General features: G+C 68.6%; 13 protein-coding genes and 1 riboswitch. Of the genes, 10 read left to right on the forward strand and 3 right to left on the reverse strand.

Annotated features, from left to right (window positions below; translation table 11 throughout):
• The first annotated feature begins 23 nt into the window (after positions 1-23).
• Positions 24-166, forward strand: a riboswitch (cobalamin riboswitch).
• A gap of 151 nt (positions 167-317) precedes the next feature.
• The 3 genes from M1203_RS35210 to M1203_RS35220 all read left to right on the forward strand — a co-directional run bounded on the left by M1203_RS35210 (position 318) and on the right by M1203_RS35220 (position 4009).
• Positions 318-2687 (forward strand): ribonucleoside-diphosphate reductase subunit alpha, encoded by a 2370-nt coding sequence (locus M1203_RS35210; protein ID WP_249953922.1) that lies wholly within the window; start codon positions 318-320, stop codon positions 2685-2687.
• Entirely contained in the window at positions 2687-3700 is a 1014-nt protein-coding gene (locus tag M1203_RS35215) for a ribonucleotide-diphosphate reductase subunit beta (RefSeq protein WP_249953923.1), read from the forward strand. The genes M1203_RS35210 and M1203_RS35215 overlap by 1 nt, the downstream gene beginning before the upstream one ends.
• A gap of 114 nt (positions 3701-3814) precedes the next feature.
• The gene (locus M1203_RS35220; protein WP_249953924.1) at positions 3815-4009 is read left to right on the forward strand and encodes a hypothetical protein; all 195 of its coding nucleotides are present in this window, start codon (positions 3815-3817) and stop codon (positions 4007-4009) included.
• On the opposite strand, the gene M1203_RS35225 is transcribed toward M1203_RS35220, so the two are convergent.
• Positions 4006-4515, reverse strand: coding sequence for an ATP-binding protein (locus M1203_RS35225; protein WP_249953925.1), 510 nt, complete (start codon positions 4513-4515; stop codon positions 4006-4008). The genes M1203_RS35220 and M1203_RS35225 overlap by 4 nt on opposite strands.
• A 172-nt stretch (positions 4516-4687) precedes the next feature.
• Here M1203_RS35225 and M1203_RS35230 point away from each other — a divergent pair, with 172 nt between their 5' ends.
• The 4 genes from M1203_RS35230 (at position 4688) to M1203_RS35245 (ending at position 7342) form a co-directional block, all read left to right on the forward strand.
• Complete coding sequence (locus M1203_RS35230; protein WP_249953926.1) at positions 4688-5527, forward strand: helix-turn-helix transcriptional regulator; 840 nt, start codon at positions 4688-4690, stop codon at positions 5525-5527.
• The gene (locus M1203_RS35235) at positions 5524-5721 is read left to right on the forward strand and encodes a DUF397 domain-containing protein (RefSeq protein ID WP_249953927.1); all 198 of its coding nucleotides are present in this window, start codon (positions 5524-5526) and stop codon (positions 5719-5721) included. The genes M1203_RS35230 and M1203_RS35235 overlap by 4 nt, the downstream gene beginning before the upstream one ends.
• Before the next feature lie 67 nt (positions 5722-5788).
• Positions 5789-6391 carry a TetR family transcriptional regulator gene (locus M1203_RS35240; protein WP_249953928.1) on the forward strand — a complete coding sequence of 201 codons (603 nt, stop codon included), beginning with the start codon at positions 5789-5791 and terminating at the stop codon, positions 6389-6391.
• A gap of 246 nt (positions 6392-6637) precedes the next feature.
• On the forward strand, positions 6638-7342 hold the full coding sequence (locus M1203_RS35245; protein WP_249953929.1) for a type II CAAX endopeptidase family protein: 705 nt from the start codon (positions 6638-6640) through the stop codon (positions 7340-7342).
• A gap of 81 nt (positions 7343-7423) precedes the next feature.
• Here M1203_RS35245 and M1203_RS35250 read toward each other — a convergent pair whose 3' ends face one another.
• Positions 7424-8452 carry an aldo/keto reductase gene (locus M1203_RS35250; protein ID WP_249953930.1) on the reverse strand — a complete coding sequence of 343 codons (1029 nt, stop codon included), beginning with the start codon at positions 8450-8452 and terminating at the stop codon, positions 7424-7426.
• A gap of 113 nt (positions 8453-8565) precedes the next feature.
• Between M1203_RS35250 and M1203_RS35255 the strand changes: the two genes are divergently transcribed.
• The 3 genes from M1203_RS35255 (at position 8566) to M1203_RS35265 (ending at position 10796) form a co-directional block, all read left to right on the forward strand.
• On the forward strand, positions 8566-9189 hold the full coding sequence (locus tag M1203_RS35255; RefSeq protein WP_249953931.1) for a TetR/AcrR family transcriptional regulator: 624 nt from the start codon (positions 8566-8568) through the stop codon (positions 9187-9189).
• Between the two features lie 22 nt (positions 9190-9211).
• Complete coding sequence (locus tag M1203_RS35260; RefSeq protein ID WP_249953932.1) at positions 9212-9673, forward strand: DUF2809 domain-containing protein; 462 nt, start codon at positions 9212-9214, stop codon at positions 9671-9673.
• A gap of 157 nt (positions 9674-9830) precedes the next feature.
• Positions 9831-10796, forward strand: a complete 966-nt coding sequence (locus M1203_RS35265; protein ID WP_249953933.1) for a helix-turn-helix domain-containing protein — start codon at positions 9831-9833, stop codon at positions 10794-10796.
• 109 nt (positions 10797-10905) lie between these two features.
• Here M1203_RS35265 and M1203_RS35270 read toward each other — a convergent pair whose 3' ends face one another.
• The gene (locus tag M1203_RS35270; protein WP_249953934.1) at positions 10906-11643 is read right to left on the reverse strand and encodes a D-Ala-D-Ala carboxypeptidase family metallohydrolase; all 738 of its coding nucleotides are present in this window, start codon (positions 11641-11643) and stop codon (positions 10906-10908) included.
• Positions 11644-11967 lie beyond the last annotated feature (324 nt).

Below are 11967 nucleotides of genomic sequence, written 5' to 3' on the forward strand. Positions count from 1 at the left end.
CAACATCTGGGGGGTGGTTCCCGAGCCAGCCCCCACATGTATGCTCGACCTCGCTGTCGACGCAGGGGAATCCGGTGCGAATCCGGAACTGTCCCGCAACGGTGTGATGCGGTGTGCTTTGCCATACCCACGAGTCCGAACACCTGCCGACGGTGCGTCCGGTTCGACCGAATCGGACGCCGAGACGTCCGGGCCTCGTGGATGGGCCGGTGGGCGCCGTACGCCGTGCCGCCCGGATCCGGGCCGTACGGTCCGTACCGCGAGAAACAGCCCGCTCCCCTCCCGACGGTCCAGAGCCGAGCGAGGGAGAGCACCACGTGACCATCGCGCCAGCCGATCCGGCTTCAGGCATCTCCGAGGCCGCCGCGCGGGCGGCCGACGGACCCGGGACCGCACTGCTGCGGATCCTGACGGACCTGACCGCCGATCTGCCCGACACCGACCCCGGGAGAGTCGCCGCCGCGGCGCTGCGCGGCCGCAACGCCCGGTCGGACGAGGCCGAGCTGCGCGAGCTCGCCACCGAGGCCGCGGCGGGGCTCATCTCCGAGGACCCCGCCTACTCCCGGCTCGCGGCCAGGCTGCTGACCCGCACCATCGCCGACGAGGCCGCGGGCCAGGGCGCCGTGGCGTTCTCCGCCTCCATCGCCGTCGGCCATCGCGAGGGCCTGATCGCGGACCGAACGGCCGGCTTCGTCACGCTGCACGCCGGTTTCCTCGACGCGCTCATCGACGAGGAAGCCGACGACCGCTTCGGCTACTTCGGGCTGCGGACCCTCTACAGCCGCTATCTGCTGCGCCATCCGATCACCCGCCAGGTCATCGAGACCCCGCAGCACTTCATGCTCCGCGTGGCCGCCGGACTGGCCGAGGACGAGAGCGCCCGCGCGCTCGACGAAGTCGCCGCGCTCTACCGGCTGATGAGCCGGCTGGACTACCTCCCCTCCTCCCCCACCCTCTTCAACTCCGGTACGCGCCACCCGCAGATGTCCTCCTGCTATCTGCTGGACTCCCCGCTGGACGAGCTGGACTCGATCTACGACCGGTACCACCAGGTGGCGCGTCTCTCGAAGCACGCGGGCGGCATCGGCCTCTCGTACTCCCGTATCCGCTCGCGCGGTTCGCTGATCCGGGGCACCAACGGGCACTCCAACGGCATCGTCCCGTTCCTGCGCACCCTCGACTCCTCGGTCGCGGCCGTCAACCAGGGCGGCCGGCGCAAGGGCGCGGCCTGCGTCTACCTGGAGACCTGGCACGCGGATCTGGAGGAGTTCCTGGAGCTGCGCGACAACACCGGTGAGGACGCGCGCCGTACGCACAATCTGAATCTCGCGCACTGGATCCCGGACGAGTTCATGCGCCGGGTCGAGTCGGACGGCGTCTGGTCCCTGTTCTCCCCCGCCGACGTGCCGGAGCTGGTCGACCTGTGGGGCGACGCGTTCGACACGCGGTACCGCGAGGCGGAGGCCGCCGGCCTGGCGCGCAAAACGATCCCGGCCCGCGAGCTCTACGGCCGGATGATGCGTACCCTCGCCCAGACCGGCAACGGCTGGATGACCTTCAAGGACGCCTCGAACCGTACGGCGAACCAGACCGCCGAGCCCGGCCGCGTCGTCCACTCGTCCAATCTCTGCACGGAGATCCTGGAGGTGACGGACGACGGGGAGACCGCCGTCTGCAACCTCGGTTCCATCAACCTCGGTTCGTTCGTACTGGCCTCCGGCGAAATCGACTGGGAGCGGCTGGACGAGACCGTCCGTACGGCCGTGACCTTCCTCGACCGGGTCGTGGACATCAACTTCTACCCGACCGAGCAGGCCGGCGCCTCCAACGCGAAGTGGCGCCCGGTGGGCCTGGGCGCGATGGGCCTCCAGGACGTCTTCTTCAAGAAGCGGCTGCCCTTCGACTCCGCCGAGGCCAGGGCCCTCTCCACGAAGATCGCCGAGCGGATCATGCTCGCCGCGTACGAGGCGTCCTGCGCGCTCGCCGAGCGCAACGGCCCGCTCCCCGCCTGGTCCGAGACGCGCGCCGCGCGCGGGGTGCTGCACCCCGACCACTACGACGTGGAGCTGAACTGGCCGGAGCGCTGGGACGCGCTGCGCGCCCGGATCGCCACGAGCGGCATGCGAAACTCCCTGCTTCTCGCGATCGCCCCGACGGCGACGATCGCCTCGATCGCGGGCGTCTACGAGTGCATCGAGCCGCAGGTCTCCAACCTGTTCAAGCGCGAGACGCTCTCCGGAGAATTCCTCCAGGTCAACTCGTACCTCGTGGACGAGTTGAAGCGGCTGGGCGTCTGGGACGCGGGGACGCGCGAGGCGCTGCGCGAGTCGAGCGGCTCGGTGGCGGGCTTCGGCTGGATCCCGGCGGAGGTGCGTGAGCTGTTCCGTACGGCGTGGGAGATCCCGCAGCGCGGCCTGATCGACATGGCGGCGGCCCGTACGCCGTTCCTGGATCAGAGCCAGTCGCTGAACCTGTTCCTGGAGACGCCGACCATCGGGAAGCTCAGCTCGATGTACGCGTACGCCTGGAAGAAGGGCCTGAAGACGACGTACTACCTGCGCTCGCGCCCGGCGACACGGATCGCGCGGGCGGCGCGGGCAGCCGTGCCCGTACCCGCGCAGGCGGTCCCTGACGACGCGATCGCCTGCTCCCTGGAAAACCCCGAGTCCTGCGAGGCCTGCCAGTAATGACCACTTCGGACAAGAATCTCCTGGACCCGGGCTTCGAGCTGACGCTGCGGCCCATGCGCTACCCGGACTTCTACGAGCGCTACCGCGACGCGATCAAGAACACCTGGACGGTGGAGGAGGTCGACCTGCACTCCGACGTCGCCGACCTCGCCAAGCTCTCCCCCGGCGAGCAGCACATGATCGGGCGGCTGGTCGCGTTCTTCGCGACGGGCGACTCGATCGTGTCGAACAACCTCGTGCTGACGCTCTACAAGCACATCAACTCCCCCGAGGCGCGGCTCTATCTCTCCCGCCAGCTCTTCGAGGAGGCCGTACACGTCCAGTTCTATCTGACGCTGCTCGACACCTATCTGCCCGATCCGGACGACCGCGCGGCGGCCTTCGACGCGGTGGAGGAGATCCCGTCGATCCGTGAGAAGGCGCAGTTCTGCTTCAAGTGGATGGACTCCGTCGAGACGATCGACCGCCTGGAGTCGAAGGCGGACCGCCGCCGCTTCCTGCTGAATCTGATCTGCTTCGCGGCCTGTATCGAGGGGCTGTTCTTCTACGGCGCGTTCGCGTACGTCTACTGGTTCCGCTCGCGCGGTCTGCTGCATGGTCTGGCGACCGGCACCAACTGGGTGTTCCGCGACGAGACGATGCATATGAACTTCGCGTTCGAGGTCGTGGACACGGTCCGCAAGGAGGAGCCGGATCTCTTCGACGACGCGCTGGAGCGGCAGGTCACGGACATGCTGAAGGAGGCCGTCGAGGCGGAGCTTCAGTTCGGCCGGGACCTGTGCGGCGACGGTCTGCCGGGCATGAACACCGAGTCGATGCGCGAGTACCTGGAGTGCGTCGCGGACCAGCGCCTCCAGCGGCTGGGCTTCCCGGCGGTCTATGGCTCCCAGAACCCGTTCTCGTTCATGGAGCTCCAGGGCGTCCAGGAACTGACGAACTTCTTCGAGCGCCGCCCGTCGGCGTATCAGGTCGCGGTCGAGGGCACGGTCGGGTTCGACGACGACTTCTAGGGGCGATCGTCCAGGAGCTGTCCGGGCGATCATGCCACCCCCGGTGCTACGGGATCCGCGCTGTCGAATTCTGGGGCGAGAAGGCCGAGTTATAGGGTTCGACCGGGGGTGACCATGGCCGATCGCGGCTGGTACGACGACGGTGAGTACCACGACGCAGTCCAACGGGCCGAACGAGCAACGCGGTTCGGCTGGGCAACGATCGCTGGGACGGTAGGAGCACTGGGCTGCGCGCTGATCGTCTTGGTCGCGCTCTGCGTCGTCGCAGTCGTCGCGTGCCTGTACGTCGTCGTCGCTATGGACTACTAGGCCCTGCCCGACGGGTAGTCCACCTCGGCCCAAACGGTCTTGGTGGTGTACGGATCACGCACGCACCACCCCCACCGGTCGGCATACGCGGCGACGAGCAGCAGCCCGCGCCCGTTGGTCGCGTCCGGTGGGGGCGGGTGCGAAATGCCCGGGGCACGGGGGAGCCGGTCGGGCCGCGTATCAAGGACCTCGATCCGGATGACGACCGCCGAGAGGGCGAGCCGCACCTCGAAGTCCCGCCCGGGGGTACGGCCATGCGTCACCGCGTTCGCGGCCAGCTCGGCGAGTACGGCGACGACCACGGCGGCGGTGGGTGTCGTACGCGGAATCCCCCACTCGTCCAGTTGCTGCGCGGCGAGCAACCGCGCGAGACGGGCACCGCGATGGCTGGAACTGAGCCTGATCCGAGAGGGCGGATACAGGGGCGAAAGCGGCGGTGGGGCGGCGAGTTGGGCGGGGGCGGCGGGCTCCGTCGGGGCGATGAGGGAGGCAATTTCCGACTTCATAGAGTAACGGTCCCGTTACGCGGATAGCCTGACCAGGGCGGACGAGCGTACCTGTACGGCATGTACGAGCAGGATGCGTTTCTGTACGGGTCACCGGCGGTGACCGGCGCTCCGCCGCGCGTGTTTACACGTGAACCACATTCGCACATCGGCGCATTGGGGTGTGAGGCGTATGGGAACCAGCCGTCAGAAGAAGCAGCGAGCCCAGGACGACGACCGGCCGAGGATCCGGGTCGGCTATGGCAAACTCGTCAAACTTCACCGAGAACGGGCTGGATTGTCGCAGCAGGAACTCGCCGAGGCGGTGGGCTACTCATGCGATCAGGTCGCCTCGATCGAGCAGGGCCGAAGGCCGGCGAAGTCCGCGTTCACGGACGCGGCGGAGGTGGTCCTGAAGGCGGGCGGGACGCTGGCGGTGCTCCAGGACGACGTGGACTTGGCGAAACTTCCGGCGTTCTTCCAGGACTTCGCGCTGATCGAGACGGAAGCGGTCAGCAGGTTCTCCTTCGATCCTCTGATGATCCCCGGGCTGCTCCAGACCGAGGAGTACGCGCGTGCGCTGTTCTCAGAGCATTGCCCACCGCTCAGCGACGAGATCATCGAGCAGCATGTGGAAGCCAGGCTCAGCCGACAGAAGCTGCTGACGCGGACGCCCATGGTGGAGACGTGCTTCATCATCGGTGAGGCGGCCCTGACCAGCACCGTGGGCAACGACGACGTAATGAGCGCGCAGCTTCAACACCTGTTGAAGCAGGGGTCGATGCGCAATGTCGAAATCCAGGTCATGCCTTCGGACCGCAGCTTCCACCTGGGGCTCAGCGGACCTATGGTCATTGTGGAGACCCTGGAACACCGCCGGGTCGGCTACATCGAGTCCCAGGGGGTGGGATTGGTGGTCACCGACGCCGCAACCGTCAGTGCCTTCGGCTTGCGCTATGGCAAGCTGCGGACGCAGGCCCTGAATGTGGAGGAGTCTGCGGATCTGCTCAAGCGCGTGGCAGGAGAATCATGAGTATGGAACTGACGTGGTTCAAAAGCAGCTACAGCGGCCCGGAAGGCGGGGACTGCGTAGAAGTGGCCGTCGCCCCCACCACCGTCCATATCCGCGACTCGAAGAACGCCCAGGGCCCCATACTCCACATCCCCACCGCCCCCTGGACCGCCTTCACCGCGTTCGCCGCCACCCAGCCGACCACCCCCGCCTGAACTGTCCACTTCGAGCACGACCACCCTGGTGGGCAGGGTGCGGGCTGCCGCGCTATACGATCACGACGTGGTTGGGAATGCCGACAAGCGACAGCACATCTTGGACGTGGCAACGCGCCTCGCCGGAACGGACGGCCTTGGCGGCCTGAGCGTGCGATCCGTCGCTGCCGCTGCCGGTATGGGCGCGACGACTTTGCGCGCGTACTTCCCGTCACAGGCGTTGCTGTACCGGGCCGTCGCGGAGCGGTTGGTCTCCCACGTGCTCAGCGACGATCAAATCCAGGACGTCTCCCTGGCACCTGCGGATCGCTTGTACGCGAGCCTGCGGCAATTCCTCCCCGGCGCAGCGGACCGGCATTCCAGCCTCATGATGTGGTTCGAACTGCTCACCCTCGCTCTTGGCCCCGATGCCAACGAGGAGGTTCTCGAAATGGTCCTCTCCGGGCGCGATGAGTCGGTCGTGATCGCGACTCGCTGGTTCACGTTTCTGGCCGCTGACGGATGCGCACTGGCAGATACGCCGGAGGTGCTGGCCGTCCGATTTGTGACCCTCGTGGACGGCTTGCATCTCGGCCTCTTGTTCGACAAGGGCGAAGCGGCGCTCGACCGTGCGGAAGACACACTTCGCTGGTTCGCGGCACAGTCCCTGACCTCTCCCGGCAGATCGTGATCTCCGCGGCGTCAAGGTAAGGCTTGATCGTCAGCCGCCGGCGCGGACGCTCCGCCGATCATCAGGTGACGTTCCACTCCCGGGCAACCCACTGACCAGCCCATCGGCACACTGTGCCGCACATCGTGCCGCACACCGTGCGGTACAGTGTGCCGCACGGTGTGCCTTGAACGATCGTCCTCCTGGGTCCGGTCACCGCCGCGCACGGCCACGCCGAAGAATCCGGCCCGTATGAGAGGAATTTCCGTGCTCCCCCACGCCACTCCGACCGTTCTGACCGATACGGAAAAGCAGCGGCCCGGGTGGCCCGAGATATTCGCGGCGACCGTCGCCTACCTTCTGTGCTACCTCGTCGGCCCGCCGATTGTCAGCGCTCTCACCGATGACGCACCGGTCGCGAGCGGGCTGTCTCTCGCAGCGCTTTCCGGGATCATGGGCCTGCTCGCCTTCTACGCCGCTTTTGTCCTGCGTTTCCGCTCGTGGTCCGCGTTCAATGTCCGCGCCATCACCACTCGCTGGGTTCTCTTCTCGCTCGGCTTCGGACTGCTCGCGTTTCTCCTGACCCGTGTTTTCGCCATCATCATTGTGACGATCACCGGGAGCACGGACGGCGATCCGCAGGGCGACTACCAGGCCGCGGCCAACGGCGGTCCGCTCGCACTGACTCTGCAACTGCTGTTCATCGCCGTCCTCACCCCCCTCGGCGAAGAGTTCGCGTTCCGAGGCGTGATCTCCACCGCGCTCTACAGGTACGGCGCATGGGTGAGCGTCATCGGCAGCACCGTCATCTTCGCCCTGGCCCACGGCATCAACCTGGCCCTGATTCCGGCGATCGTCGTCGGCGCGATCAGCGGCATTCTGCTGGTGCGCACCAAGTCGGTATGGCCGGGTGTCCTCGTACACGCGGTCAACAACGGCCTGGGAACCATCATCGCCGTGCTGCTCAACTGAACCCGCGAACGCCCTCAGGCGAGATCATCGAGGGCCGACTTGTCGTGGGGAAGTCGCCGCGCCCGTCGACCCGGCGTCGGATCAGGCGGCGGAGCGCTCGTCGGGGAGGCGGCGGCGCAGGCGGGCCTGTTCGACGGCGGGTGACTTGTAGGCCATGTCGAGCGCTCCGACGTCCGTGCCGGGGGGCGCGATGGCGTCGATTCGGTCGAGGATCTCGTCGTCCAGCGTGATCTCCGCGCCCGCGAGGAGGTCGTCGAGGTGGTCCATGGTGCGCGGGCCGATGATCGCGGAGGTGACGCCGGGGTGGGCGATGGCGAAAGCCGTCGCCAGGTGCGTCAGTGACATCCCGGCCTCCTCGGCGACGGGGATGAGCTGTTCGACCGCGTCGAGCCGGCGCTCGTCGCTCATGTGCTGGAAGCCGAAGGCGGCGCGGTGGGTGTCGGGCTGGAGGCCCTTGCGGTAGCGGCCGGTGAGCAGACCGCCCGCGAGGGGGCTCCAGACCAGGGTGCCCATGCCGTAACGCTCGCAGACGGGCAGTACCTCGCGCTCGATGCCGCGGTTGAGGATCGAGTACGGCGGCTGCTCGGTGCGGAACCGCTCCAGGCCCCGGCGCTCGGAGACCCACTGCGCCTCGACGATGTCGGAGGCGGGAAACGTGGAGGCGCCGATGGTCCGGACCTTTCCCGCGCGCACGAGGTCGGTGAGTGCCGAAAGTGTCTCTTCCACGTCGGTGTCCGGCGCGGGCCGGTGGATCTGGAACAGATCGACGTGGTCGGTCCCCAGGCGGCGCAGGGAGTCCTCCAGCGCGCGGATCACCCAGCGCCGCGAGTTGCCCTGCTGGTTGGGGTCGTCGCCCATCGGGAGGTGCGCCTTGGTGGCCAGTACGACATTGTCCCGGCGGCCCTTGAGGGCCTTCCCGACGATCTCCTCGGACTCGCCGCGCGAGTAGGCGTCGGCGGTGTCGATGAAGTTGATGCCCGCGTCCAGCGCCTTGTGGATGATCCGGACGGAGTCGTCGTGGTCGGGGTTGCCGACGGCGCCGAACATCATCGCGCCCAGACAGTACGGGCTGACCTTGATACCGGTGCGGCCCAGTGTGCGGTACTTCATGGATCTCCTTGTGCGTTGGCCGACGCCCCACGCGGGGCGCTACGCTGACCAAACGGAACAGCGTTCGACTTAGACAATACGGAACAGTGTTCCGTTTAGCAAGGAGAGGCATCGTGGGCGAGGACACGACCCGGGAGGCCGGTGCCGACGCGACGGAAGGAGGGCCCCCCAAGCGCATACGGGCCGACGCGCGGCGCAGCACCGACGCCCTGCTCACGGCCGCCGCGGAAGTCTTCGTGACCTCGGGAGTGGACGCGCCGGTACGGGAGATCACCGCCAAGGCGGGGGTGGGGGCGGGCACCCTCTACCGCCACTTCCCCCAGCGCTCGGACCTCATCGCCGCGGTCTTCCGCCATGAGGTCGACGCCTGCGCCGACGCCGCGTCATCCCTCGCGGCGCGGCACGCGCCGGTCGAAGCACTCGCCGGGTGGTTGCAGCGCTTCGCGCTCTTCATCGGCACGAAACGCGGGCTCAGCGCCGCCCTGCACTCGGGGGACCCGGCCTACGACACCCTGCCCGCCTACTTTCAGCAGCGCTTCGTGCCCGTCCTCGGCGCGCTCCTCGACACCGCGGCGCGAGCGGGCGAGATCCGCTCCGACGCCGACCCCGAGGACCTGCTGCGCGCCACGGCCAATCTGACCCTTCCCGCCCAGGACGACAACGGCCACACGCGACGGATGGTCGCCCTGCTCGTCGACGGCCTCCGCTACGGCACCCACACCCCGGAAGCCCGTTGACGGGCGCATAGGGTTTCGGCCCATGGGATCTCTCGTGCGTACGCGCCTGGTGGCGGGTGGGGCGGCGCTGGTGACCGTGGGGGCCGGGCTCGGGATCAGGGGGGTCGGGGCGGGGACCGGCGCGGTCGCCAAGTACGGCGGGGACGCGCTCTATACCGTGCTCGTGTACACGCTGGTGGTGCTCGTCGCTCCCCGTGTGCGGCCCCTCGTCGCCGGGGCCGTCGCGCTCGGGTTCAGCTGGGCCGTGGAACTGCTCCAGCTCACCTCCGTGCCCGCCGAGCTGGCCGCGCGCAGTGTGCTCGCGCGGCTCGTGCTCGGCTCCACCTTCAACGCCCCTGACCTGCTGTGGTACGCGGTCGGTGCGCTCTGCGCGTGGCTCGTGCACGCAAGGGTGGCGCGGCGGGGCGCCGCGCGGGCTCCGGGCGCTCCAGCCGCTCCGGGTATTCGGCGCGGCGTAGCTGGCGGTCGATCGCCCGGTCCTTGAGGTGCCAGATCATCGGCGGCAGACCCAGCAGAACAAACAGGGTGATAAGGGCGAGAACTGTCAGGAAGGTGTCCATGCCCCCACTGTCGTCGGTTTCCGGCACGGAAAGCAGTGGCAGGACTGTCATCAACCATCGAATTACTGCCACACTTGATACATGCTGAACAATGTGGCCGCCGTCCTGCTGGACGGAGTACATCCCTTTGAACTCGGCGTCCTCTGTGAGGTGTTCGGCCTCGACCGGAGCGACGAGGGTCTTCCCGTGCACGATTTCGCGGTGGTGTCGGCCGAGGGGCCCGAGCTGCGGACGCACGCGGGGTTCACGATCGGCTCGCTGCACGGCATGGACCGGCTCGAAGAGGCCGATCTGATCGCCGTACCGGCCGGCGAGTCGTACATCGGCCGCGACTACCCGCCCGACCTGCTCGCCGCCCTGCGCCGGGCCGTGGACCGGGGCGCGCGGGTGCTGAGCGTGTGCTCCGGGGTCTTCGTGCTCGGCGCCGCCGGGCTGCTGGACGGGCGCCGGTGCGCCGGGCACTGGCGGCACGCGGCGGAGCTGGCCCGCACCTATCCGCGGGCCATCGTCGAGCCGGATGTGCTGTACGTGGACGAGGGGCCGGTGATCACCTCGGCCGGTACAGCCGCCGGGATCGACGCCTGCCTCCATCTCGTACGGACGGAGCACGGCCCCGAGATCGCCAACGCGATCGCGCGCCGCATGGTCGTACCGCCGCACCGCGACGGCGGCCAGGCCCAGTTCATCGAGCGCCCGCTGCCCCGCAGCCGCTGTGACACGGTCGGCGACGTCCTCGGCTGGATGGAACGGCATCTGGACCGCGAGATGACCGTCGAGCAGCTGGCCGAGCGTGCCCATATGTCGCCGCGCACATTCGCCCGCCGCTTCCAGCAGGAGACGGGGACCACCCCGTACCGCTGGCTGCTGCGTCAGCGGGTGCTGCTCGCACAGGAGTTGCTGGAGGCGACGGACGAGACGGTGGAGGGCATCGCCGGCCGGGCCGGGTTCGGGAACGCGGCCGGCCTGCGCCATCACTTCCTGCGGACGCTCGGGACGACCCCGAACGCGTACCGCCGTACGTTCCGGGGCCCCTCGCACGCGGCGTGAGGCCCCGGAACGCGACGCACGTCCGCGCGACGCACGTCCGCGCGACGCGTGTCCACGCGACGCACGGTCACGCGACGCACGGTCACGCGACGCACGGTCACGCGATCCGTCAGATCCCGCAGCTCGGTGCCGACCAGTACCGGCTCGGCCGGTGGTCGACATGCGCGTGGTCGTCGTGGCCCGGGTAGCCCGGACCGAGGATCCCGTTGAAGCCGTGGTTACGGGCCGCCTGCGCCAGCGTGCAGAGCGAGTGCGGCCCGGCGCCGATGTCGGCGGCGTCCCCGTAGAGATGGCGGCTGCTCGCCGCCCCGCCGACCGCGTTGTTGCACGCCTGTGAGCGGAAGCCGCTGGTGACCCGGAGCGGCTGGTCGCCCAGCGCGTGGCGCATCGCCTCCAGCTTCCACATCGTGCGCAGGGCGTTGGACTTGGCGGTGGCCGCGTCCACCGCACCGCCCGCCCATGTGCTGTTGCAGTTGTTCAGCTCGGCGTAGGTGAAGTGGATCGGGGTGCAGTCGTCGTCCTGGAGCGCGTAGAGCTTGCTGAAGGTCGCGGGGCCCGCGACCCCGTCGGCCGCCAACCCGTACGCGGACTGGAAGCGCTTCACCGCGGCGGTGGTCGCCGGGCCGTACGAGCCGTCGATGGCGAGCACGGCGCCGGTGCCCGGATAGCCGGCCACCCGGATCTGGAGCTGGGTGACATCGGCGCCCGAGGCGCCCTGGGAGAGGGTGCGGGACCACGTGTAGCAGCCGTCGGCGTGTGCCGTACCGGCCGTGGCGAGCGTCCCCGCCCAAGCGAAGGACATGACCATGACAACACTGAGCAACAGTCGGGCGGCGCGTCTGAGCATCGGATCTCCCTTTACCGGGGCTGGGTTGTACGCAGAGATTGGCGTACGGGTCGACGCGCGTCAACCGGTCCCCGACGCGGTGGAACCGACTGAGCGGAGCAAGCATCCGGATGTGGAGATTCCACGCAGGGACCAACCGCCACCGCTACGCGGAGATCTTCCTGGCCGAGCTCGCCATACCCCCGAATGGCGGCTCATGATCGAGGAGGTCCCACCCCCATGAGGCTGCCCCGTATACGCCGCGCGAATCACCCGGAGAACCGGTCCCACAGCGACGACGCCCCGGTCAACCACCGTGAACGACGCCGCCGTTGGATCGACTTC

It is taken from the genome of Streptomyces sp. 35G-GA-8 (assembly GCF_023534745.1).
GTDB lineage: Bacteria > Actinomycetota > Actinomycetes > Streptomycetales > Streptomycetaceae > Streptomyces.

What these genes read in the sequence shown, in the direction of transcription:
- M1203_RS35215 (WP_249953923.1), top strand. Translation starts at nt 2,687, where the DNA reads ATGACCACTTCGGACAAGAATCTCCTGGACCCGGGCTTCGAGCTGACG.
- M1203_RS35220 (WP_249953924.1), top strand. Translation starts at nt 3,815, where the DNA reads ATGGCCGATCGCGGCTGGTACGACGACGGTGAGTACCACGACGCAGTC.
- M1203_RS35225 (WP_249953925.1), bottom strand. Translation starts at nt 4,515, where the DNA reads ATGAAGTCGGAAATTGCCTCCCTCATCGCCCCGACGGAGCCCGCCGCC.
- M1203_RS35230 (WP_249953926.1), top strand. Translation starts at nt 4,688, where the DNA reads ATGGGAACCAGCCGTCAGAAGAAGCAGCGAGCCCAGGACGACGACCGG.
- M1203_RS35235 (WP_249953927.1), top strand. Translation starts at nt 5,524, where the DNA reads ATGAGTATGGAACTGACGTGGTTCAAAAGCAGCTACAGCGGCCCGGAA.
- M1203_RS35250 (WP_249953930.1), bottom strand. Translation starts at nt 8,452, where the DNA reads ATGAAGTACCGCACACTGGGCCGCACCGGTATCAAGGTCAGCCCGTAC.
- M1203_RS35260 (WP_249953932.1), top strand. Translation starts at nt 9,212, where the DNA reads ATGGGATCTCTCGTGCGTACGCGCCTGGTGGCGGGTGGGGCGGCGCTG.
- M1203_RS35265 (WP_249953933.1), top strand. Translation starts at nt 9,831, where the DNA reads ATGCTGAACAATGTGGCCGCCGTCCTGCTGGACGGAGTACATCCCTTT.
- M1203_RS35270 (WP_249953934.1), bottom strand. Translation starts at nt 11,643, where the DNA reads ATGCTCAGACGCGCCGCCCGACTGTTGCTCAGTGTTGTCATGGTCATG.